The sequence below is a fragment of the Bacillus sp. EAC genome, assembly GCF_002156875.1.
Taxonomy (GTDB): Bacteria; Bacillota; Bacilli; order Bacillales; family Bacillaceae_G; genus Gottfriedia.
Map to the genome: position 1 here is coordinate 134111 of NZ_NCSY01000004.1, position 25001 is coordinate 159111.

21 protein-coding genes are annotated in these 25001 nt (G+C 32.9%); 12 read left to right on the forward strand and 9 right to left on the reverse strand.

Annotated elements, in window-relative coordinates; translation table 11 throughout:
* Window positions 1–93 precede the first annotated feature (93 nt).
* Window positions 94–3192 carry an efflux RND transporter permease subunit gene (locus B7R65_RS08120; RefSeq protein ID WP_179194811.1) on the forward strand — a complete coding sequence of 1033 codons (3099 nt, stop codon included), beginning with the start codon at window positions 94–96 and terminating at the stop codon, window positions 3190–3192.
* A gap of 112 nt (window positions 3193–3304) precedes the next feature.
* Window positions 3305–4591 carry an arsenic transporter gene (locus B7R65_RS08125; RefSeq protein WP_088042268.1) on the forward strand — a complete coding sequence of 429 codons (1287 nt, stop codon included), beginning with the start codon at window positions 3305–3307 and terminating at the stop codon, window positions 4589–4591.
* Between the two features lie 151 nt (window positions 4592–4742).
* Here B7R65_RS08125 and B7R65_RS08130 read toward each other — a convergent pair whose 3' ends face one another.
* Both B7R65_RS08130 and B7R65_RS08135 read right to left on the reverse strand, forming a co-directional pair.
* On the reverse strand, window positions 4743–5033 hold the full coding sequence (locus tag B7R65_RS08130; RefSeq protein ID WP_088042269.1) for a HesB/YadR/YfhF family protein: 291 nt from the start codon (window positions 5031–5033) through the stop codon (window positions 4743–4745).
* Between the two features lie 120 nt (window positions 5034–5153).
* A complete protein-coding gene (locus B7R65_RS08135; protein ID WP_088042270.1) occupies window positions 5154–5858 on the reverse strand; it encodes an FTR1 family protein in 705 nt (234 codons plus the stop codon).
* Window positions 5859–6018: 160 nt separating this feature from the next.
* Between B7R65_RS08135 and B7R65_RS08140 the strand changes: the two genes are divergently transcribed.
* From B7R65_RS08140 to B7R65_RS08155, 4 genes are all read left to right on the forward strand, one after another.
* A complete protein-coding gene (locus B7R65_RS08140) occupies window positions 6019–6354 on the forward strand; it encodes an MGMT family protein (protein WP_088042271.1) in 336 nt (111 codons plus the stop codon).
* Between the two features lie 186 nt (window positions 6355–6540).
* Window positions 6541–7158 (forward strand): DUF4004 family protein, encoded by a 618-nt coding sequence (locus B7R65_RS08145; RefSeq protein ID WP_088042272.1) that lies wholly within the window; start codon window positions 6541–6543, stop codon window positions 7156–7158.
* A 19-nt stretch (window positions 7159–7177) separates the two neighbouring features.
* Window positions 7178–7969 (forward strand): polymer-forming cytoskeletal protein, encoded by a 792-nt coding sequence (locus B7R65_RS08150; protein WP_088042273.1) that lies wholly within the window; start codon window positions 7178–7180, stop codon window positions 7967–7969.
* 911 nt (window positions 7970–8880) lie between these two features.
* Window positions 8881–10431 (forward strand): glycoside hydrolase family 13 protein, encoded by a 1551-nt coding sequence (locus tag B7R65_RS08155; RefSeq protein ID WP_088042274.1) that lies wholly within the window; start codon window positions 8881–8883, stop codon window positions 10429–10431.
* Window positions 10432–10502: 71 nt separating this feature from the next.
* On the opposite strand, the gene B7R65_RS08160 is transcribed toward B7R65_RS08155, so the two are convergent.
* Entirely contained in the window at window positions 10503–12035 is a 1533-nt protein-coding gene (locus tag B7R65_RS08160) for a gluzincin family metallopeptidase (RefSeq protein ID WP_088042275.1), read from the reverse strand.
* Between the two features lie 302 nt (window positions 12036–12337).
* On the opposite strand from B7R65_RS08160, the gene B7R65_RS08165 reads away from it, so the two are divergent.
* Both B7R65_RS08165 and B7R65_RS08170 read left to right on the forward strand, forming a co-directional pair.
* Complete coding sequence (locus B7R65_RS08165) at window positions 12338–13048, forward strand: C40 family peptidase (RefSeq protein ID WP_088042276.1); 711 nt, start codon at window positions 12338–12340, stop codon at window positions 13046–13048.
* A gap of 94 nt (window positions 13049–13142) precedes the next feature.
* The gene (locus B7R65_RS08170) at window positions 13143–13889 is read left to right on the forward strand and encodes a prepilin peptidase (protein WP_179194812.1); all 747 of its coding nucleotides are present in this window, start codon (window positions 13143–13145) and stop codon (window positions 13887–13889) included.
* Window positions 13890–14165: 276 nt separating this feature from the next.
* Here the strand turns inward: B7R65_RS08170 and B7R65_RS08175 are convergent, their stop codons facing one another.
* Window positions 14166–14720 (reverse strand): thioredoxin family protein, encoded by a 555-nt coding sequence (locus B7R65_RS08175; protein WP_088042278.1) that lies wholly within the window; start codon window positions 14718–14720, stop codon window positions 14166–14168.
* Window positions 14721–14848: 128 nt separating this feature from the next.
* On the opposite strand from B7R65_RS08175, the gene B7R65_RS08180 reads away from it, so the two are divergent.
* Entirely contained in the window at window positions 14849–17236 is a 2388-nt protein-coding gene (locus B7R65_RS08180) for a penicillin acylase family protein (RefSeq protein ID WP_088042279.1), read from the forward strand.
* A gap of 164 nt (window positions 17237–17400) precedes the next feature.
* Window positions 17401–18273, forward strand: a complete 873-nt coding sequence (locus B7R65_RS08185; RefSeq protein ID WP_088042280.1) for a patatin-like phospholipase family protein — start codon at window positions 17401–17403, stop codon at window positions 18271–18273.
* Between the two features lie 111 nt (window positions 18274–18384).
* Here B7R65_RS08185 and B7R65_RS21695 read toward each other — a convergent pair whose 3' ends face one another.
* The 3 genes from B7R65_RS21695 to B7R65_RS08195 form a co-directional block, all read right to left on the reverse strand.
* Complete coding sequence (locus B7R65_RS21695; RefSeq protein WP_256941213.1) at window positions 18385–18516, reverse strand: hypothetical protein; 132 nt, start codon at window positions 18514–18516, stop codon at window positions 18385–18387.
* Between the two features lie 294 nt (window positions 18517–18810).
* The gene (locus B7R65_RS08190; protein ID WP_088042281.1) at window positions 18811–19218 is read right to left on the reverse strand and encodes a VOC family protein; all 408 of its coding nucleotides are present in this window, start codon (window positions 19216–19218) and stop codon (window positions 18811–18813) included.
* A 456-nt stretch (window positions 19219–19674) separates the two neighbouring features.
* On the reverse strand, window positions 19675–20976 hold the full coding sequence (locus tag B7R65_RS08195) for an NCS2 family permease (RefSeq protein ID WP_088042282.1): 1302 nt from the start codon (window positions 20974–20976) through the stop codon (window positions 19675–19677).
* 180 nt (window positions 20977–21156) lie between these two features.
* On the opposite strand from B7R65_RS08195, the gene B7R65_RS08200 reads away from it, so the two are divergent.
* Complete coding sequence (locus B7R65_RS08200) at window positions 21157–22023, forward strand: SDR family oxidoreductase (RefSeq protein ID WP_088042283.1); 867 nt, start codon at window positions 21157–21159, stop codon at window positions 22021–22023.
* Window positions 22024–22074: 51 nt separating this feature from the next.
* Here B7R65_RS08200 and B7R65_RS08205 read toward each other — a convergent pair whose 3' ends face one another.
* Complete coding sequence (locus tag B7R65_RS08205) at window positions 22075–22287, reverse strand: DUF1540 domain-containing protein (protein ID WP_088042284.1); 213 nt, start codon at window positions 22285–22287, stop codon at window positions 22075–22077.
* A gap of 205 nt (window positions 22288–22492) precedes the next feature.
* Here B7R65_RS08205 and B7R65_RS08210 point away from each other — a divergent pair, with 205 nt between their 5' ends.
* A complete protein-coding gene (locus tag B7R65_RS08210) occupies window positions 22493–24220 on the forward strand; it encodes a phospho-sugar mutase (protein ID WP_088042285.1) in 1728 nt (575 codons plus the stop codon).
* Between the two features lie 42 nt (window positions 24221–24262).
* Here B7R65_RS08210 and B7R65_RS08215 read toward each other — a convergent pair whose 3' ends face one another.
* Window positions 24263–24520 (reverse strand): YhdB family protein, encoded by a 258-nt coding sequence (locus B7R65_RS08215; protein ID WP_088042286.1) that lies wholly within the window; start codon window positions 24518–24520, stop codon window positions 24263–24265.
* Window positions 24521–25001: the final 481 nt, after the last annotated feature.

The following is a 25001-nucleotide window of genomic DNA, read 5'->3' on the forward strand; positions in this document are numbered from 1 at the left end:
TTCAAAAAATGTACTTATTATGTTCATATTCTGTTCATAAACGTTTGATAAACTATTCACATGAAATTGGAAGGTATTGAAAGGGGAAATAATATGTTTTCGGGCTTAACAAAATTAAGTTTAAAGAACACGATATCAGTAATTATATTAAGTGTTCTTGTTTTAATAGGAGGAATATACTCCGCACAAAAAATCCAAATTGAAACATTTCCTGATGTTTCATTTCCTGCAGTAGCAGTTCAAGTAGTATATCCAGGTGCATCATCTGAGGATATAGAAGAAAAGGTCACTAAACCTATTGAAGCAGGTTTAATGAAATTAGAGAATTATGATCAGTTAACAAGTTCTTCTAGTGAGAACATGGCTTCAATCTTTTTAATTTATCCATTCGGAACAGATATGGATAAAATTGAAAAAGATGTTGATAGTGTGATTAATAAAACTGACTTACCTGAAAAAGCTGATGCTACAATTCAGCGAATTGCGATCGACTCTGCACCAATTTATCAAGTGGCGATAGTAAATAATGGACAAGTTGAAAATTTACAAGATTCAATTGAAAAGGATCTAATTCCTCAAATAAAAAAAATAAATGGAGTAAGTGAAGTAAGTCTTCAAGGCACAAAAGAAGACGAAATTCAAATTACTGTAGATAATAAAAAAGCTGAACAATACGGTATTACATTAGATTCAATTAAGACAGCAGTACAAGGCCAAGATTACGCCATTCCATTAGGAACTGTAGAAAATAATGGGAAAACAGTATCCGTTCGTATGAAAGGAAGCCTACAATCTGTCAAACAGATTGAAAAAACAGTTCTTTCAAGTACAGCATCTCAAAGTGCACAAATGGGCAGTATGACTCAAGGTCAACAAGCTAACGCAGATCAACAAGTTCAAGCAGTTAAACCGAAGAATATTACGGTTGCCGATATTGCCGACGTAAAAGTAGTATCTGTCCAAGAGCAAATTTCACGTTTTAACGGGAAAGAAAGCTACATTTTATCAGTATCACAAACACAAGATTCAAATACTGCAGATGTAGCAACTGATGTTAAAAAGGAAATTAAAGATTTTAAAAAGAATCATCACATTGAAACACATATCATCATGGATAACGGTAAAGAAATTGAGAAATCCGTAAGTTCATTAATTAAAGAAGGACTTCTTGGTGCGTTGTTCACTGTTGTTGTTATTCTACTATTCTTACGTAACATTAGAGCAACATTCATTTCAATTTTATCTTTACCTATATCTATTTTCGCTACAATTTCTGTTTTAAATTCAATGGGCTACACATTAAACATCATGACTTTAGGTGGTCTAGTAGTAGCTATTGGACGTATTGTAGATGATAGTATCGTTGTAATTGAAAATATTTATAGATGGAAACAGCAAAAATCGAATCAATATACGAGAAAAGAATTGGCTCTACAAGCAACAAAAGAAGTAATTGGAGCAGTTGCATCTTCAACATTTGCAACAGTTGTAGTATTTTTACCTCTTGCTTTTGTAAGTGGAATTATTGGAGAATTCTTTAGACCATTTGCAATTTCAGTAGTTGTATCAATTTTAACTTCACTAATCGTTGCGATTATTTTAATTCCGACATTAGGAGCTAAATTCTTAACGAAGCCATTAAAAGAGCATAAAACTAATACACGTTTTATGAGAAACTATGAAAAATTATTACGTACAGCATTAAAGCGTAAATGGATTGTACTAGTATTATCGATTGTATTATTAGGTGGATCATTATCAATGATTCCTTTACTTGGTTTTTCATTCTTACCTGGTAGTGTAAATAAGACAATACAAGTTACAGCTACTCTTCCATCGAATAGTACAGTTGTTCAATCAAATGAAGTTGCGAAAGAAATGGAAAATTATTTTGCAGATTCAGACTTGATTGATAGTGTTCAAGCTACAGTGGGTGGCAAACGTGATTTTGTTATGAATATGGATGGCGGTAAAAATAAAGCCGTATTCCAACTTAACTTGAAAAATGGAAATAAAATGGATAAAGCACTTTCACAAATCAATAAAGAAGTCCCATCAATTGTTGATTCAAAAGTAAAAGGAACAAAAATTACTGCTCAAGAGCTTTCACAAAATGGGCCACCAACAGGTAATAATATTGATGTTAGCTTATACTCAGCTAACTTTAGTGAATTAAAAGAAGCGGCATCAAAAATTGAAAAAGAATTAAATGATGATAATCGTTTGAAAAATGTTTCAAATAACTTAAAAGATGTCCAACCAAAATGGGAAATTACTTTAAACGATAAAGCTTTAGACGAGAATATTTCAATGTTCCAAGTAATGGGAGCGATTAATGAAAAAATTAATGATGTTGAAATCGGAAATTACGATTTAAACGGCGAATCGCAAAAACTTTCTGTTGGATATGAAGTAAAGGCAAGTTCTAAAGAAGATATTGAAAAAATTAAAATCATGACTGCAGCAGGTCCTAAAGAAATAAAAGACTATGTGACAATTTCACAAAAAGATGCTCCAGTTTCAATCAATCATGAGGATGGAAAAATGTATGCATCTATTAGTGGAACTGTAAAAGGCAAAGACACTGCAGCTGTAACAAAAGATGTAACAGATCAACTAAATAAATTAAAATTACCTAGCAGCGTCGATATGAAAATCGGTGGCGGATTAGATATGATTACAGATGGATTCAGTAGTTTAGGAATAGCGATGGTAGTTGCTGTCGGATTAGTATTCCTTATCATGAGCATGACATTTGGCGGTTTAAGAACACCATTCGTTATTTTAACATCGTTGATATTTGTACCAGTTGGGGCTTTCCTAGCATTATTTATTGGAAAGCAAACATTATCAATGAGTGCAATGATTGGATTGCTAATGTTAATTGGAATCGTTGTTACAAATGCAGTCGTATTATTAGATCGAGTTGAGCATAATCGTCGAAATGGATTAGAAGTGACAGATGCATTAATAGAGGCATCTAAAACTCGATTACGTCCAATTCTTATGACAGCTTTAGCAACGATACTTGCATTAGTACCAATGGCGGTTTCAAATTCAACATCTGGATTAATTTCAAAAGGACTAGCTGTTACTGTAATCGGTGGATTAACAACTTCAACATTCTTAACGTTAATTATCATTCCAGTTATTTATCAACTAGTAAGTAAGAAGAAAAAAATAGAAGAGTAAAATGAATGAGTGTCTTACTTAATTGTAAGGCACTCTTTTTGTATTTCTCTTACTTAAGTTATGGTATAAATAATATTGGAATGTACGATTTATGTTGATTGGAGAATAGGATATGGCTTTTGCATTACCGTTATTTTTAATTACATTGTCCTGTATTGTAATTCAACCAAAGGGAATATCAATTGGGTGGTTTGCATGCGGAGGAGCAATTATCGCACTTGTATTAAACATTGTTAATTTAAGTGATGTTATGACCGTGGTGAATATTACATGGAATGCAACACTTACACTAATTGCTATTATTATTATTTCATTAATATTAGATCAAATTGGATATTTTGAATGGTGTGCCTTGAAAATTACAAAACTTGCAAAGGGTAGTGGGAAAAGACTATTCTTCTATCTTTTATGCCTTGGTGCATTCGTATCGGCAACTTTTACAAATGATGGTACTGTACTTATTTTGACACCGATTGTACTATCAATCCTTCGTCAATTAAAATTAGAAGAGTCCTATATTTTGCCATTTATTATGGCTTGTGGTTTTATTGCTGACTCTACGTCTCTACCGTTTGTTGTCAGTAATCTGGTAAATATTATATCGGCTGATTATTTTTCCATATCATTTACTCAATATACAGTAGCTATGATCATACCTACTATTGCCAGTTTTTTTGCTAGTTGCTTGATTCTTTTTATTTTTTATCGCAAACAGATTATTAAAAAGTATGATGTTGATGAATTACCTAGCGCAGCTGAAGTAATAAAGGATAAGAAGTTGTTTAAAATTTCTTGGTTTATCTTATTTATCTTATTTTTAGGATATTTTAGTTGTGAACTTTTGGATTTACCAGTATCAATAGTTGCTGGAATCACTGCAATAGTCTTTGTTATTCTTGCGAAAAGAAGTGAACATGTCAAACTGGCTATAGTAATAAAAGAATCACCTTGGGCAATTGTCTTTTTTTCAATTGGTTTGTACGTAGTTGTTTATGGTTTACAAAATGCAGGTCTTACAAATTTATTTGCATCACTTATTGAGTGGACTTCAAAATTTGGTTTTATCGTAAGTATAATAGGTATGGGTTATTATTCTGCATTTCTTTCTTCCCTATTAAACAATCTACCTGCAGTAATGATTGGAGCACTTTCAATTGAACACGCAAATGTTGGAAATATAGTAAAAGAAGGATTAATTTTTTCAAATGTTATTGGATCTGATTTAGGTCCGAAAATTACCCCAATCGGTTCATTAGCCACCTTAATTTGGATGCACATATTAAAGAAAAAAGGAGTTAATGTTAGTTGGGGTATGTATTTTAAGCACGGAATAATACTTACAATTCCTGTATTGTTTTTTACACTTCTTAGCCTTTCAATATGGTTACTAATTATATAAATCATCTATTGATTGGGGAAAAAAGATTTAATCTCAAAGAAACGAAAAAAAGCACTCCATTATGTTAATGCTAGTAGAGCAAAAGGTCGTGTAAGTATTAAAATAAAATAAAAAAATTAGTGAGCTTGAGATACTCAAACTCACTAATTTTTTATTTAGGATCATAACCGAACTGTAATTCGTTCATTTCATTTAATGTAACATTTAAATTATAATCTTTAAAATACCATAAATCCGTTTCATTAATAAAATATACAACATTATTTATCGTTGTAGATTCACCAATATCAATAGGTTTTTCTTTAGTAACACCTAGAGAGTAACCGGTATGAATAGTACTGTTTCCTCCATAACGAGCAAAAAAACGGACAGTATCGCCAGCCTTTACATTCATTTCATTTTCAAACCAGTTTATTGCATCATCTGTAATCGTAATCTTCATTGCAACCGACCTTTCTTTACCTTATAAAAATATTATAGTATGAATGTGAAAAACTATACAGAAATGTGATTAAATAAAAAAGCTGTTCAATTAAGAACAGCCTTCGAATTAGGAAAAAGGTTAATTGTTTCTATGGGAAAATGAAATTAAATTTTTTTTAAATAGTACAAGAAGTGAAAAGATTACATATCCATAAAATGCAATGTTTTCGAATATTGATGGAGCATCAATCAATTGGAAAAGACCTTCAGTAAATACTTTACCACCAAAAAAGATTAAGAGGATTCCTAACAAAGTGAAAATGAATTTTATATTTAAATTAGTAGTAGTTTTAATAAGAGCATATGTGATCGCAATCGCAGCAATGATACCAAGGAATATTGAAAGTATACTTCTAGTCGAATGAGTATCGGAGTTTGATAAAACAAATAAGACAAGCTCTAATCCTTCGCGAATTACAAATATACTAGCCATTAAAAATAATGAAATAGAATTATCTTTAAATCGAATTTCTGATTTCAGTTGCTCTGAAATATCATGATTGCTTTGACTGCTTAACCAAACTATAAAATAGAATATTAATATCGCAGCTACTAATTGAATTCCGCCTTCTATATATTCTTTAACTGTATTCTCTAATCCACCAAATGTAATGAATAGAATGATTCCAGCTAAAATACTAAATATTATACCGAATAAAGTTCCAAATAAAACGGTCTTAATTAAATGCTGTTTCTTGTTTTGAACTAAAGAAATGAGTAAAAATCCAATAACTAAAGATACTTCAAGACCTTCACGTAAAGCGATTAAAAAATTCGCATTCAATAATTTATCTACCTCCTTAAATTAAAATTTGTAATCTATTAAATAGTTTATTCAAAATAATAGATTCTGACACTGTTTTAAGAAAATATAGATTGTTGACATTATGGTAAAATATCCTTAAATCAATTTAATAAAGTCACATAGATAGAAGAGGAATAAAATGGAATCTTTTACAAGTAGAGCGATCGAAATAATTAAAAATATACCTCCAGGTAAAGTAATGACATACGGCCAAATTGCTAGATTAGCTGGAAGTCCTAGGGGTGCAAGACAAGTAGTTAGAATATTACATTCCATGACCGAAAAATATCATTTACCTTGGTTTAGAGTTATCAACTCAAAAGGTGAAATTGGCTTTCAAGATGATGACGGTTTTTTGCGTCAAAAACAGCTTTTACTTGATGAAGGTGTTACGTTTATCGAAGAGAGAAAAGTAGATCTTAAAAAACATCAGGTTAGCCTAATTGTTGAAAAAGAAGATGTAGATTTAATTTAATCAAACAAATTTGGACTCAAATTTCTATTAATTATGGAATTTGAGTTTTTTTCCTTTGTTTAAAACATTGTTACGTTGTTTCGTTTGTCCTAAAATATAATCTAACTTTAGTGTCAAAAGATGTCTTAGATGAATACTTTACAACAAAACATTGTTTTGTTATACTCTTCGTAGGAGGAATGTCATATGAGTGAAGATTTAATTTCGAAAAAAGATTTACTACAACTTACAGGCATATCGTACGGACAACTTTATCGATGGAAAAGAAAAAACATCATTCCTGAAGATTGGTTTATGAAAAAATCAAGTTTTACTGGTCAGGAGACTTTTTTTCCTAAACAGCGAATATTAGAGCGGATCGAAAGAATAAAAGAATTAAAGGATGATCAATCATTAGATGATATTGCGAGAGTGTTTTCAATTAATGAAGAGACAGTTTCTGATGGTGGGCATGTTACCTTATCTTTGGAGCAAATTCCTAAGCAAGTTTTACAAATATATCAATCACTTTTTCCAAGCGCTAAATTAGAGCAATTGGGTATTGTCCAATTATGTTCATTACTTTTTGTAAACGACTGGCTTTTAAAAGGTAGTGTAACGATTGAAGAAGTTAAGCAGTTTTTAATATTAGTTGAAACTCATAAACAACAAATTAACTTAGATGAAGCGGTTGTCATTTATATTCGTAAATTTGGTGTTGGTTCTTGGGTTATTGGTAAACAGCATGAAACATTTGTTGATCAAAAAGACGCTATTTTAATTAATGTTGCTCTTTCTAGTTATTTAAATAAGTCGATAAAATAATTTAAGTGGAGGAGAAGTTATGGTAAACGTGCAAGCAAGACAGGATGCGATCATAAGTGGTTCGGGTACGATCCCGGCTGGTAAATATGATGACGTTAGAATAAGCGGCAGCGGTCGAATCCTTGGTGATATTATCTGTCGTGAAGTTAAAGTAAGTGGTTCTGCAAAATTTACTGGTAATGTAGAAACTGAATATTTTAACTGTAGCGGAAGTGGAAAATGCTTAAGTGAAATTGATACTCAAAAAATGAGTGTTAGTGGTTCCTTATATGTAGACGGAAAAGTTACTGGTGGAGACGTAAATATTAGCGGTAGTTTTAAAACAAAAAATGACCTAATTGTTAAAAGTATTAATATATCTGGATCAATGAAAACCACCGGTTCAGTTAAAGCCGAAGTAATTTCTGTCAGAGGATCACTTTCGGCTGAAAAAGGTTCTGAATGCGAGGTATTTAATGCAAAGGGTCACCTGTCAATGAATGGGTTATTAAATGCGGAGAATGTAAAAATTACACATAGCGGATTTAGTTATATACCTGAAATTGGTGGGGAAACAATAGAAATTAGTCGCTTTGATGAAAGTAATATTTTTTCAAAATTATTTACAAAAATATTTAATGGACGAACAAATTTTAAAACTGACGTAATTGAGGCTAGTGCAATAAAAATAGATTATACTACAGCAAGTATAGTTAGAGGTGATGCTGTAACAATCGGGCAAAAATGTAAAATCGATCTAGTTGAATATACAGAAGATGTTCAAATTCACCCATCTGCAAAAGTGAAAGAAGTAAAGAAAATAGAACAATAAAAAGTAACTAGTGATTTGTGAAAAAGGATTAATTCTTTTCATAAATCACTTTTTTTATTGATCTAGTGTAGTGGGTCATGCGTTCGTTGTGAAGGAAGTCGTGAGCCATCATTTGAATGAACATTCTTACTGTCTAGCTCCAGACGTTAGCTGCTCGAGGTCATAAGTCAATGACCATAAAAGGTTAAAAAGACAACCTTTTACAGTCCCTGCCTTATGCTTGTCGCAGCTGAACAAACGCCTTCCGCTTTTCTTACTGTCTAGCTCCAGGCGTTAGCTGCTCGAGGTCATAAGTCAATGACCATAAAAGGTTAAAAAGACAACCTTTTACAGTCCCTGCCTTATGCTTGTCGCAGCTGAACAAACGCCTTCCGCTTTTCCTACTGTCTAGCTCCAGGCGTTAGCTGCTCGAGGTCATAAGTCAATGACCATAAAAGGTTAAAAAGACAACCTTTTAGAGTCCCTGCCTTATGCTTGTCGCAGCTGGGCGAACGCCTTCCACTTTTCTGAGTGTCTAGTTCCAGCGACTAGCCCCTCGAGGTCATAAGCCAAAGTTCAACGAAGGTTAAAAAACAACCTTCATTTAACTTCGTCTTATGCTTGTCGGGGCTGAACAAGTCGCTTCCACTTTTCTGAGTGTCTAGTTCCAGCGACTAGCCCCTCGAGGTCATAAGCCAAAGTTCAACGAAGGTTAAAAAACAACCTTCATATAATTTTTAATAATTAAGGTAAGTAAATTATAATAATGAAACCGTTTTAATGCGTATTTTTGGAGGAGATTTGAATGTTAAGATAGAATAGTGCAACCGATTGCAGTTTTTTGAGCAAGTTTTATATAATTTTTAATAATTAAGGTAAGTAAATTATAATAATGAAACCGTTTTAATGCGTATTTTTGGAGGAGATATATCATGACAAATGAGAATTGGTGGAAGGAAGCAGTTGCTTATCAAATCTATCCACGAAGTTTTATGGATTCAAATGGTGATTATCAGGATATTATGGAAGAGTTTGGAACAATGGCGGATTTTGATGAGTTACTGGAAGCTGTGCATGTACGCGGAATGAAGTTGATTTTAGACTTAGTAGTTAATCATACAAGTGATGAACATCCTTGGTTCCTTGAGTCGAAAAAGTCTAAAGACAATCCTTTTAGGGATTTTTATATTTGGAGAGAAGGAACAGAGGAAGGGAAAGAACCTAATAATTGGGAGAGTATTTTTGGAGGCTCAGCCTGGGAATTTGATGAGACAACGAATGAATATTTTTTACACTTATTTTCAAGAAGACAACCAGATTTAAATTGGGAAAATAAAGAAGTTAGACAAAAAGTATATGACATGATTAATTGGTGGTTAGACAAAGGAATTGATGGATTTAGAGTTGATGCCATTAGTCATATTAAGAAAAGACCTGGTTTACCAGACATGCCGAATCCTAATGATGAAAAGTATGTTTCGTGTTTTGATATGCATATGAACCAAGAAGGAATTCATGAATACTTAGATGAACTAAAAAGTGAAACTTTTGCTAAGTACGACATTATGACTGTCGGTGAAGCAAATGGCGTAAAAGTTGGCGATGCTGATCTATGGGTCGGTGAGGAAAATGGGAAATTTAATATGATTTTTCAATTTGAAAGCATGGATTTATGGAGAAAAACAGATGATTCAGCTACATCAATTGCAGATTTAAAAGAAGTGTTAACCAAATGGCAAAATGGTCTAGAGGGACATGGATGGAATGCATTATTTATAGAAAATCATGATATTCCAAGGGCAGTTAGCACGTTAGGAAATGACGATAGTAGCATTTGGGAGATATCAGCGAAATCGATTGCCACGATGTACTTTTTCATGAAGGGCACTCCATTTATTTATCAAGGGCAGGAAATCGGCATGACAAATGTCCACTTCAAATCCATTGATGATTATAATGATGTGAACGCAAAGAATATGTACGATATTATGAAGGAGAATGGAGCATCTGAACAAGAGATTTTAAACATTCTTTGGAAAAATGGTCGAGATAATGCACGTACTCCTATGCAATGGAATAGTCAAGAAAATGCTGGATTTACAAGTGGTACACCATGGATTAAAACAAACGAGAACTTTAAAGATATTAATGTAGAGAATCAAGAAGTTGACGGAAATTCGATTCTTGCATATTACAAAAAAATGATTAACCTACGTAAAGCAAATAAATCGTTGGTGTATGCGCCATATGAATTAGTAGATGTAAAGAGTGAACCAGTTTATGCTTATACTCGAAAAGATGAAAATGGAACATTCTTAATAATTTCGAATTTATCTACAGAAAGTCAATTTTTCGAATTACCGAAAGAATTGACGAAATTGAATGCTGAACTATGTTTATCAAACATCGATGTACCGGTAGAAAAACTAGTTGATAAAATGGAATTCAGTCCATTTGAAGCAAGAGTTTATCGTTTAATATAACAGAACAAATAAAGACGACTGTCTACAGTGTAGGCAGTCGTTTTTTTAGTTGAAAATTAATTGAACCTTAATTATATACTTAAATTTTGTATACTTTCGTCATTTGGATAAAGCTGTTTAATTTTTTTTAACAGAGCTGTTTGAATTATTTTATAGCTAATTAAGTGCTCATTATATAACTGCTTATATCCACTAACAGGATTGGTGGTAGAAGTAATTTTTTGAAGTGCAATAATATAATTTGATTTAGGAAAATAATTTCCAGTATTTAAACGAATTGCTTCTTCGTTCATCTCAGCATACTTCAATGCTTTGACGGGGTTAGTTAGTAGGTACAATTCAGACATCATCGTATAATCGATGAATCCTTTTTCTTCCATTTTTTGCAACTCTTCCATTGCTTTATCAAATTGACCTTCTTTTAAATAGAGAGAAGATAAACTTTTATTTCCGATGATAGAAGAAGAATTCAACTTAGCAATTTCTAGATAGGATGATTCTGCTTTAGTGTAGTGTTTCTTGATTTTAGCTTCATCTGCTTGGTCAAATAATGTATTTATTTTCTCTTTTCGATTTAAAAATGTAGTTTGAAATTTTTCGATTCTAGTCCCCGTAACCTTTTGAAACGCGTCGTAGAAATCCCTTTTTTTTGCTACAAGAAGGATATTTGGAATAACCTTCATACCGTGCTGGGTAACGAGTTCATTTACGGCAAAGTAACTTTGGAGATAAGGATCATACCCGTTCGTTCTTGCCATATGAAATTTATCATTTCGATCGATATTAGTAAAATCAATTACTTTTGGCAGTTCAATATCTATATATGTATTGGAATATTGTTCAACCTGAGAAATTCCCTCATTAAACCATGTTGGCAGGTGAGTTTTTGGAATGTGATGCTGATTGATAAACTGTTCAGTTCGGAAGTGAGTGTATTCATGAACAAAAACATCAAGGTATTCATATGAACCAAGGAGTTTACTACTTTCTAAATGTATGGATTCGTTAGTAGATAAATAGAATCCTCTTAACTGTTTCATAGGCGCATATGAATTGAATTCGCTATCATGGTCATAAATCATAATAGTTAATCTAGTAGAAAAATCTTTTCCATATAATTCGTCTAGTTTTTCTTTTGTATTTAAATAATTATTTTTAATGATAAGAACAGACTTTTCTTCACCTTTTGGGTAAATAAAAGTAAGCCCATTAAATTTTTCAGTAAGAAGACCTTCCCGGTAAGGTAGTGGAATAAAAAGATTAGATATAGCAAACATACTTTCTTGTAGACTCGGAATCCCTTTTTTCGGCTGAATTTCGAATAGGATACTCAGAATACCGAGTGTACTTACATATAAAAGAAAAACGATTGATATGAAAAACAGCAACAAAGAGTTTAAACGAGTTCTTATTTTTAATAGACGAATTTTTCCTTTTATCATACCGAATAAACTCAAAATGATTAGTAGGAGTAAAGTGATGTCAACTAGTAATACAATTAGTAATCCTACAGTACTAGATTGGGATAAGACAGTGAGATAGAAGAATATAGGTAAGAAAATTAAGATTAAGAGTGCAATTAAAGTGTTCACAGATTTTTTCAATGGATCTATTCTCCTCCTATCCTATAAAACCCCACGACTCAAAAATTCTCTTTAAGGTGGAATCATTCGACGATTTAAGAAAAACACCTCTAATATATTCGGTTTGTTCAATTAAACATTAGTAAAAACAGGGTGGCAAAATCTGGCTAGTTTAGTCAGATTATTTTTTATACGCATATTTTGCCAAAAATTTACATTATATTAGTCTGTTACAAGTTTTTCGACAATTTGTAACATTCCTGTAATGGTTTTTGAAATCATAGTTTGATAGACTAAATTTAATAATAAAGGGGGAGACACCAATGAATAGGCAACTTGTAATCGCTTTAGTATGTTTAATAAGTATGATGTTTTTTGCAAAAGATTCTCTTGCAGCATCTTCAACCGAAATTAAGGTAGGCATGTCAGGGAAAGTAGTTATGCAATTACAACTTAAACTAAAGCAACAAGGTTACTATAATGGAAACCCTACTGAATATTTTGGAAAAGATGTAGAGGCTGCAGTTATTAATTTTCAAAAAGCGAAAAAGCTTAATGTAAATGGTATCTTAAATGACCAGACTTCAGTAGCTCTTTTTGGAACAACACTTGATAAAGTAAATAAACAATACGGCACGTCTAATAGTGCCCAATTAGAATACGATCCATTTTCTAAAAAAACACAAGTAACTTCAATCGCAAAACAATATACTGGTGTTCCATATAGGTTCGGAGGTACAACTACTAAAGGTTTTGATTGTTCAGGATATGTTGGTTATGTCTACAATAAAGTAGGTACTAAATTACCTCGAACTGCAGCGTCAATGTACAGTGTTAGTACAATTATTAAGAAGCCAGTACCTGGAGATCTAGTATTCTTTAAAAATACATATAAAAAAGGCATTAGTCATGTTGGTATATTTGTAGGTGAAAATAAATTTATTTCAGCTACTTCTAGTAAAGGTGTAGCAGTAGTAAGTCTATCAAATTCATATTGGAAAAATAAATTTGCTGGTTCGGGTAGCGTTTATTAATTTTTTCATTTAAAATAAAGACAACTTATTTTGCTTATCGGCAGGACAAGGTTGTCTTTTTTAGTTTAATAGAATGATAAAAGGAATGAGGATGATGCTCCAGTTCATTATAATTTTTCTTGTTGGTTCAATTTTTGGTTCATTCTATAACGTTGTAGGATTGAGGGTTCCAATTGGAAAATCAATTATTAAGCCAAGATCACATTGTACTTTGTGTTGCAAAGAATTAACATTCATCGAATTGATTCCGATATTTTCATTTGTATTCCAAAAAGGAAAATGTAGGAATTGCCACTTTAAGATCCGCATTATTTACCCTATTATTGAGTTCCTCACCGGTTGTTTGTTTCTAATTGCCTTCTATCGATTGAATCATATAAGTGATTTAATCCAAGCTTTTCTATTAATATCACTTTTAATGATTATTGTCGTTTCAGATCTCGCCTATATGCTAATTCCAAATAAGATTCTATTACTATTTTTTATATTTTTAAGTTTCAATAAACTATTATTTTTTAAAGCTTCTATTATCAGCTCCGTTATTTGTATGTTTTGTCTGTTTCTTCTATTATTCATATTTTCGATTGTTACTAAAGGAGGAATAGGAGGAGGCGATGTAAAGCTATTGAGTTTATTAGCTTTTGTCTTTCCATATCCATCAATTTTCATCTTATTTATGACTTCATGTATAGCCGGTACCATTATTGGAGCGTTTTTAAGATTGACAAACCAAATTAAAAAAAATGATCCAATTCCATTTGGACCATTTATTGCATTTTCTACCTTTTTAACATATTTCTTCGACCAGCAACTATTGAATATATACCGAGCCGTTTTATGAATAGTAAAAACCCTAGAATATCGATTTAAGTCTCTATTCTAGGGATTATAGTTTTAATAAAAGTTTGTAACATAGAGACTTGTGATGTCATCTTCAGGATGATTGCTTTTTGTGGGGCGGATGCTGAGCCTCATTTAGCGCAATCACGCCTGCTTGATATATCACCTGTCACGCATCTCCCACAAGAGCCTCGCACCTTGCGTTCCAATCATTTTCTATCTCAACAATTTGCTTTAATGAATCGATTATAAAAATAACAATCTTTTAAAAAAGAGACTAATTAAAAAGTCTGTCTTCCACACTTTGAATTACAATGTTCCAAAGGTCTTTATTACCTACAAAGTTTTCGCGCATCTTTTTAAAGAACGCAGCTTGTTTTTCTTGGAAATTAGGGTCTTCCTTGTCTGGGAAATCTTTTTTTAATTCCATTACTAGGGATTCGATTTCTGCAGCTCGTGGCCCCCACACTTTTACTTCATTTCCTTCTTCATCCATAAAAACAAAAATTGGAATTGAACGTGATTTACCATTTGTTAAATATTGATCCATTAATTCAAGGTTTTCGTCACGAATTAAGAAACGTGTTTCAATATGTGCGATTTCCATCATTTTTTCGATAACTGGAACATTAAGAAGTGCATCCCCACACCAATCTGCAGTTAATACAACGACTTTCCAGCTTTTATCTTGAAGCTGGACAAGCTTTTGTTGTGTTTCTTCTGGGATAGTTACTTCATTATAGATTGTTTGAAGCTCAACTTTATTAACTTTCATTGCCTCAACATAATCTTTAAACGTCATGCCTTTTTCGAACCAAGTAATTAATGACATATCCAATCACTCCTTTTTATGTTAATTAATTGTATTATAACGCATTCACAATAAGAAGGAATGTATAAAGTCTTGCAGAATTAATATAACAGTATAAATGTTAATTGCAGTTAAGTAGGAGGGAAAAAATGAGCACTACTATTGAAGTTGAGAAAAAACGAAAGCGTTTACCAAAATGGGTTAAAATTACTTCAACTATCTTAATCGCAATTGTTTTATTGCTATCCGGAACTGGTTTATATTTAACTAAAAAATCTTTACCAAATATAAAAGGTAATCTAGTAATCGAAAATTTAAATAATAAAGTTTCAGTTATTCGTGACGAAAAAGGAGTACCCCATATTAATGCGAAGAATTTGCATGATTTATATGTTTCCCAAGGTTTTGTAACAGCTCAGGATCGATTGTTTCAAATGGATTTAAGTAGAAGACAAGCTTCTGGACAATTAAGTGAAGTAATAGGAGATGCAACTGTTGATCGTGACTCGTATTTCCGTACTTTAGGATTAAGAAGAGCAGCAGAGGATTCACTAAGCTCATATTCAAAAGATGCAAAAGATGTATTAAATTGGTATGCAGAAGGGGTAAATGAATATATAAAATATGCAACTGAAAATCATAAATTACCTGTAGAATTTAAAATCTTACAATATAAGCCTACTAAATGGACTGCGATTGATTCATTAGCAATTGGTAAATATATGGCTTTTGACTTAGGTGGGCATTGGAATGAACAAGCATTTCGTTATTATGCGATGAATAAATTTTCAAAAGAAAAAGCATTAGAATTATTCCCTGCAGATAATGACCTAGATCCTTATATTATTCCGAAAACTACCTCTAAGGTCGATGTTGAAAAAAGCTTTGCAAGTGCAATTATCCCACCTGTATGGAATGGAAGTAATGACTGGGTAGTTAGTGGTAAGAAAACGAAGTCTGGAAAACCATTATTAGCTGATGATCCGCATTTAGGATTGGCAACACCTTCAATTTGGTATGAAACGCATTTGAAATCGAAACAGATGAATGTTAAAGGCGTAATTTTCGCTGGTGTTCCGGGAATCATTGTTGGTCATAATGATCATGTAGCATGGGGTGTAACAAATGTAGGCCCAGATGTTCAAGATTTGTATATCGAAAAAAGAAATCCAAATAAATCAGATGAGTTTTTATATGACGGAAAGTGGGAAAAAGCTAAAGTTGTTAATGAAACAATCAAAATAAAAGGCAAAAAAAGTAAAGTGTTACCAGTTATGATTACACGACACGGTCCAGTAATTTCAGAGTTTGCGAGTGAAGCAGGAAAGGATACAGTCTTTTCGTTACAATGGACCGCTCTACAGCCTACAAGAGAATTAGAAGCTGTACTTAAATTTGATGTCGCTAAAGATTGGAATTCATTTAAAGAAGGATTAGCATTATTTGAAGCTCCTGCGCAAAACTTTGTATTTGCTGCCGATGATGGGACTATTGCTTATCGAGCAAATGGTAAAATACCAATTCGTAAAAAAGGCGATGGATTAATGCCTGTACCAGGGTGGACTAGTGACTATGGGTGGAAAAGTTATATATCATATGAAGATCTTCCTACTTTAGTCAATCCAAAGGAAGGGTTCATATCAACTGCTAATAATAAAGTTATCGATGATTCTTATCCATATCATATATCTCATTCTTGGGCGCAACCATATCGACAATTGCGTATTAGAGAAGTTTTAAGTCAAAGCGATAAACTAACGCCGAAGGATATGAAAAACCTTCAAATGGATGAAATGAACTTACAAGCTAAGGAACATACCCCTAAATTTATACAGTCAATTAAAAAGAATGAAGGGAAATTAACAAGCGTTGAAAAAGACGCGTTAAATGAACTTGAAAAATGGAATTTTAAAGATGACAAAGCAGAGGCATCTCCACTGATTTTCCAAAGGTGGATGACAGAAATAAATAACTCTTTATTTAATAACCAAATATCAACAGAAATGATGGATTTATTTGGTGATCGAAAAGTAGTGGTGGATCAATTATTACGTAACAGTCTAAGTGGAAAAAAAGTTATTTGGATTGATGAAAAAGGCGGAATTGATCAACTGTTATTAGATACTTATAAACGAACGATTAAAAATATTAGTAAGGAAGATGGGAAAGATGTAGCGAAATGGAGTTGGGGTGATCATCATCAGGTTGCATTTGAGCACCCGCTATCGAGTATTAAAGTACTTAGCTACTTCTTCAATGCAAAAGATCCAATTCCAGTTGGAGGAAGTTCCACAACTGTAAAAGCTGCTGGATATGATGAAAATGGAATTGTTGATCATGGAGCAGCTTGGAGAACTGTTGTCGACTTCTCGGATTTAAGTAAATCAGAGAATATTGTAGGACCAGGTCAATCTGGTAATATCGGAAGCAAATGGTATAGTGACCAAATGGATGATTGGGCGAATGGTGTATACCATACAACAGTTAGTAAAAATGTTAAAGGCATTAAAGAAATACTTACACCGCCGAAAAAATAAAAATAGTAAAGGGACAAGAGCTAATCATGCTCTTGTCCTTTTTCTTTTCATCTCAACAACCCATTCCTACATTAATTATGAAGTTGTTAAACTAGAAAATATAATGAGGTTGTACTAAAATATGAAAATAGATTGTACTTTTCGGTTTAAAAGGAGGCTGTGAAATGGAAGGAATTGGTTTAGTTCTTGAAGGCGGTGGCATGAGAGGGATATATACTGCAGGTGTTTTAGATTATTTTTTAGAACAAAATATTGAAATCCCTTATGTAATTGGAGTTTCTGCAGGTGCTTGTATGGGTTCCTCTTATATTTCCAAACAACAAGGAAGAAATAAACGTGTTAATACAGAATTTTTACAGCATCCAGAATATATTTCGTTTAAAAACTTAATACGAAATAAGCAGCTATTTGGGATGGATTTAATATTTGATACAATTCCAAATGAATTAGACCCGTTTGATTTTGAATCTTTTTACAAAGCAGATCAAAAATTTATTATTGGTACGACGGATTGTATATCAGGCGAACCAAAATACTTTGAAAAAGATCAAATTTTAGAGTCTGTGGATATGTTAAATGTGATTAGAGCTTCAAGCTCTCTACCTTTAATGGCTCCAGTTGTCGAATATAATGAACATGTATTAATGGATGGTGGTATTTCTGACCCGATTCCTCTTCTAAAATCTGAAGCGGACGGTAATCGTAAAAATATTGTTATCTTAACAAGAAATGCAGGTTATCGAAAAAAACCATCTCGGGGCAATTGGTATCTTCAAAAAAAATATAAAGATTATCCAGGTCTAGTTGAAGCAGTATTCAAACGATATGAAGTTTATAATAAACAACTAGATTATATTGAAGAACAAGAAAAAGCAGGAAATATACTAGTCATTCGTCCTCTACAAAAATTGAAAGTTGGGCGTATTGAAAGAAATAAAGCCCGATTACTTGACCTATATAAAGAGGGTTATGAAAATGCGAAACAACTTGAACAACAAATTAAAGAATTCTTAACATATGAAAAAACGACCTGTTAATGTAAGGTCGTTTTTGCATTTTGGGGTAAGGGAATTAGTCTTTATCTTTATTATTATTATTCTTATTCATCATCATTTCCATCATTGCCCAATCGACGCCTAAAAACGGATTCATACATCCACATCTATTTCTCCTAAAGCAACAAACGCAATTACAATGGCAATTATGGCTGCGGCAATCACAATGATCTCTTCTACAATCATCACAATCACAACGTCTTCTTCTGCAATCATCGCAATCACAATGATTTCTGTTACATTGGTTTGAATTCCTGTTGTTATTATTATCTTGGTTGTTCCACATGGTAGAACACCTCCTTGTATTATCTACATAACAAAATATGCATAGATGTCCAATAGAGGAAAGGCTAGTACCTAAATAAAAGCAAAAAGGCACAAAAAACATCTGTTTCAATATAAGGTTAATATAAATAACCATATGAAAAAGAAAAGAACTCAACATTTAGATAAATCTATAATGTGAGTTCGACACTTATAATTGAATATATTCCAAGAAACTTACGGATAGGGGGGCTATTAAAACATTGGATGAGTTTCATTGAGTTCTATTAAATCCCATAAGTTCCCATATAAATCTTTAAACACAGAAACGATCCCATAGGACTCTTCACTAGGTTCTCTTACGAATTCAACACCTTTCGAAAGCATTTCATTATATTCTGTCCAAAAATCATCTGTCCTTAGAAATAAGAAAACACGTCCCCCGGATTGGTTACCAATGAAAGCCGCTTGCTCAGGTGTTGAAGCTCTTGCTAAAAGTATAGACGCACCAGTACCAGAGGGAGAAACTACTACCCAACGCTTATCTTGCGCAGGTTGATATGTGTCCTCCACTAATATAAAGTTGAGTTTTTTCGTATAAAATTCGATCGCCTCATCGTAGTCTTTAACTACTATTGCTGTATGTAATATAGATCGTGTCATCAACACATTCTCCTTTTAATTGTTTTGCTCATAGAATGCTTGATCATGCGTATATCAAAAATCCTGATTAATAGAGCAAAAGATATAAAACAATTTTATACCATATTGGATTAAATGAAAAAACATCTATATCGGATTATTTTCTAGAGAATCGAAACTAGAAGCTTTAACTAAAGGCTTCCTTTAAAAGGTTGTTTTATAGTCAGGGGGACGTAAAGAAGACAATAGATTCAATAAGAAGTTTGATTGGAGCGTAAGGTGCTCGACTCCTGTGGGAGTAGCGGGACAGATGAGACCCCGCAGGCGAGCCAAGGAGGCTCATCGCACGCCCCACGGAAAGCGAGCATCCTGAAGTGGAAATCAACAATCTTTTTTACAGAGCCTAAATAAAAAAAGATAACTAGACTAAAGAGTAGTCTAGTTATCCAATAAAATTATGTTCATTAATTATTTGTCTTAATGAGGGAAGAAAATTAATTGAATTAAGAATAATACTGCAAATAAAAAGATTACTGGTTTAACCTCTTTTACTTTTCCTTTTATGACTTTTAAAAGGGGATACGTGATAAAGCCTAATGCTATTCCAGTAGCAATGCTTGAAGTAAGTGGCATTGTAATGACTACTAGAAAAGCCGGGAACGCTTCTTCAAAATTATCCCATTCAATATGACGAACACTACCAATCATTAAGCAACCTACAATAATTAAAGATGGAGCTGTAATTGCAGCAACATCAGAAAGTGAATTAACTAAAGGGCTAAAAAATGCTGCAAAGATAAAGAGAATAGCAACTACTAATGCAGTCAATCCTGTTCGTCCACCTGCTGCAACACCAGCAGAAGACTCGATATAGGCAGTTGTTGGTGAAGTACCGAACATTGCTCCAATAGTCGTACCAATTGAATCAGATAACATTGCTCGACCTGTACGTTTATCATCTTTGTTTTTTAATAACCCTGCTTGAGAGGCTACTCCAAGGAAAGTACCTGTAGTATCAAATATTGTTACAAGTAAAAATGAGAATACAACCGAATATAATCCATAATGAATTACATCTGAAGCTGCTGTTATTGGATTAGCAATGATAATTTTCTCTGGTAAATGTGGTAATGAGAAAATACTTCCTTTTAAATGAAGTTGACCAGTTAATCCAGCGATGATTGCTGTAGAAGCCATTCCAAAGAATAAAGCTCCATTTACATTCAGTGCAAATAATACCACTGTGATAGCAAGTCCAGTTAAAGTAAGGATAACCCCAGGTGAATGAAGATCTCCTAATCCAACTAAATTGCTTGGATGAGCAACAATTATATGAGAAAGACGTAATCCTATAAAAGCGATAAATAATCCAATTCCAGCACTAATTGCATGTTTTAAAGTATTTGGAATTGCTTCTATTAAATGAGTTCTAAATTTAGTTAGTGATAAAATAATGAATAGAATACCTGTAATGAAAACAGCTGAAAAGGCTAATTGATATGTAATTCCACTTGCTTTAGATACAACGGAATAAGCGAAATATGCATTCATCCCCATACCAGGTGCTATAGCAATCGGATAATTTCCGAACAATGCCATGAAAATTGTACCTACTAAAGTAGCGATGATCGTCGCTGTGAACGCTTGCTGAAAAGGTACACCAGCATCGGATAGAATGATTGGATTAACAATGATAATATATGCCATTGTTAAAAATGTAGTAAAGCCAGCGATAATTTCTGTTTTTACTGATGATTTAGCTTCTTTTAATTTAAACATAAATGTTCTCCTTGTGAAAAAACGAATGATTTACTCAACAGTTATTAATAATATTCGTTTTATTAAGATAGTGCAATAGTTTTTTTATTTTTTTCCTAATATTTACTTGATTTAATTTGAGTATTCCCAAAAGTACCATTTGGGTATGCTAAACGAGAATTATTTATTAGGAGGAAAGACATGTCAGAGAAACAATTTCCAACGAAATTTATCCCGCAACATCAAAATAAACAGCCTGGTATTGAAAAAGAAATGACTCCAATTCCAATTTCAGATGATCCGAATTACAAACCAAGTGGAAAATTAAAGGAAAAAGTGGCCATTATTACTGGGGGAGATAGCGGTATTGGAAAAGCAGTAGCCATCCTTTTCGCGAAAGAAGGAGCATCAATTTTTATTCCATATTATGATGAAGATATTGATGCTCAGGATACAAAATCTATAATTGAAGGTTTAGGCGGAAAATGTGAAATAATGAAATGTGATATTCGAACAGAAACTGTTTGCAAACAAATTGTTCAAAATGCAATCAATACTTTTGGAAAAATTAATATTTTAGTCAATAATGCAGCAGTCCAATATCCTCAAAAAAACTTAGAAGATATAACAGAGGAACAATTAAAGAAAACATTTGAAACGAATATATATCCGATGTTTTTTATATCAAAAGCATGCTTACCACATATGAAACAAGGTGACGCAATCATTAATACTGCATCGGTTACTGCCTACGAAGGTCATGATCAGTTATTGGATTACTCAGCAACTAAAGGTGCAATTGTAACATTTACTCGCTCACTGTCAGCTAATCTAGCAACGAAGGGAATACGTGTAAATGGAGTTGCACCAGGGCCGATTTGGACACCTTTAATACCAGCAAGCTTTGATGAACAAAAGGTTGGGAAATTTGGAAATAATACACCAATGAAAAGAGCTGGACAACCGGTGGAGGTTGCACCTGCTTATTTATATTTGGCGAGTAATGAGGCTTCGTATGTGACTGGTCAAATCATTCATGTTAATGGTGGAGTAATAGTGAACGGTTAAAAAAAAAGAAGGTGCCAAGTACTAAAATATTTTCAGACTTGGCACCTTCTTTTAATACTTTGGTAAAAACGTGTGGCAACAAGTTTCTCCACTATGGGCAGCAGAACTTGTTAATTCACCATCTAGAACAGCGTTTTCAATTGTTTGATCATAATCATTTGAGTATTCATATGCTTCGGTTTGTACAATAATTGAGCTAGCTTGGCAGAAGTTACCTTGACCCCAATAATTACAGTTTGCAACACTACATCTAATTTCTGGCATGATAACACCCCTTCCTTAAACTTTATTTTCTACATACTTCGCATTCTCATTCAGAAGAAAATACAACGATTAAATGTCGAATATTCTGTAATAAGGGGAGAATAAGGAATAGATATTGTAAACTTTAGTAAAGTTTTGTAATGTAGAAGGAGATATGACTACTTTTAACGAAAGAAACTCTGATTAAGTATAGGAGGAGAGCATAATGAACTGGGAAACAACATACGAGAAGTGGATACAATCAGATACTCTTGAAAAAGAGTTAAGAGAACAATTACATAACTTAAAGAGTGATCAACTTATACTTAAGGAAAGTTTTTACCGAAATTTAGAATTCGGAACTGGTGGTATGCGAGGAGAAATCGGACCAGGTACGAATCGAATGAACATTTATACAATTCGTAAAGCTTCTGCTGGATTCGCAAAGTACATTGAAAGCTTTGGAGAGGAAGCAAAAAAACGAGGAGTTGCAATTGCATTTGATTCACGTCATAAAAGTCCTGAATTTGCGATGGAAGCAGCAAAAACACTTGCTACATACGGTATAACGGCTTATGTATTTAAGGAACTAAGACCTACACCTGAATTATCATTTGCAGTTCGCCATTTAAATTGCTTCGGAGGTATTGTTATAACTGCGAGTCATAATCCACCAGAATACAACGGATTCAAAGTATATGGAGATGATGGCGGACAACTTCCACCAGATGAAGCAGACCGTGTAATTGACTATGTTAATTCATTTGAGAATGAATTAGAAATTGAAGTAATGAATGAAAATGAGTTAAAAGATAAAGGATTAATCCATTCATTGAATGAAGAAATGGATAAATTATATACTGAGCAGTTAAAAACTGTCATTGTAAATAATGAGCTAGTACAAAATATGGGGAAAGAACTAAAAATCGTTTTTACTCCTTTACATGGAACAGCTCTAATTCCTGCAACAATGGCATTAAAAGAGGTAGGCTTTGAAAATGTAACAATTGTTGAAGAACAAGCAGTAGCTGATCCAAACTTCACAACAGTTAAATCACCAAATCCCGAAGAACATGCTGCATTTGAGTATGCAATCCGTTATGGAAAGAATATTGACGCAGATGTTTTAATCGCGACGGATCCTGATGCAGACCGATTAGGTATAGCTACAAAGGACGAAAATGGTGAATATGTAATCTTAACTGGAAATCAAACAGGAGCTTTAATGCTTCATTATATATTAAGCCAGCGTAATGATGTTCCAACAAATGCATTACTACTTAAAACAATCGTTACTTCTGAGTTTGGACAAGTAATTGCCTCATCATTTGGAGTTAAGACGATAGATACACTAACTGGCTTCAAATTTATTGGTGAAAAAATCAAAGAGTTTGAACAAACAAATGAATATTCTTTCTTATTTGGATATGAAGAAAGCTATGGATATTTAATTAAACCTTTCGTCCGTGACAAAGATGCTATTCAAGCAACAGTTCTTGCTGCTGAAATTGCTGCATATTACAAATCAAAGGGTATGACATTGTATGAAGGGCTAAATAGTTTGTACGAACAGTATGGATTTTATTTAGAAGGATTAAAATCATTAACTTTAAAAGGTATAGAAGGAACAGAAAAAATCCAAGAAATTTTATCAAAATACCGTCAAAATCCGCCTTCTTCTATTAATGATTTAAATGTTGTAACAGTTGAAGATTACAAACTTCAAGAAAAGACGTTATTACAAACAGGTGAAAAAGAAACAATTCAATTACCAAAATCAAATGTTTTAAAATATCATCTTGAAGATGGTTCGTGGGTTTGTCTACGTCCGTCAGGAACAGAGCCTAAAATTAAGTTCTATTTTGGAATTGTAGGCGAAAATCGAGAAGATAGTTTCCAAAAATTAAACAGTTTACAAAATGCCTTTATGGAAAAAATTCAATTATTAGTATAAAAAAGAGCGACAAATTGTCGCTCTTTATTTTATATAAAATATCTACAGTTCTAATGAAGAAACAAAAGATTCTTCATGATGACTGTCTTCTCTAGTTGCATGTTCGATATGTTGGAACATACCCTTTAATTTTTCGTCAATCACGGTAAGATCTCGCTCGTATTTAAAGGCGTGCATGAAATGTTCGATGCGTTTTGAAAATAATTCATCTTTTGTATTTACCATTAATACGAGTAGCTTATCCCATTGACAGCAATAAGTGTAATACAATGCTAAATCATAATCGGATTGTGCTTGCATTGTGTACCTCCTTTTAGAGGGTACACTTAGTTTATGATGATTTTACGTTCTTAGCCTTGAGAGAATTTAACAATGTCTAAATCCTTTGATTTGAACCATTATATAAAAATTGTTAGGAATAAAAAGTACGATGCTCACTTTTTTTAGGCTCTGTTAAAAAATAATGTTGATTTCCGTTACAGGATGCTCCCTTTCCGTGGGGCATGAGCTGAGCCTCCTCGGCTAGCCTGCGGGGTCTCACCCTTCTCGCTACTCCCACAGGAGTCTCGCACCTTCCACTCCAATCAAATCTCTTTATACGCTTTTAGTTTCAAATCCTGTTAAATCTTTCAGAACAATGCGTTTTGTTTAATTTCAATACTAAACATTAACAAAGCTTTTTTAAAGGAATATGAAATAAGGAAATAGGAATAATAAGTAGGGACAAGAAAGATAAAAAAATTCTGGGCACCCATATTCTTTACAACTTATTATCATCAAG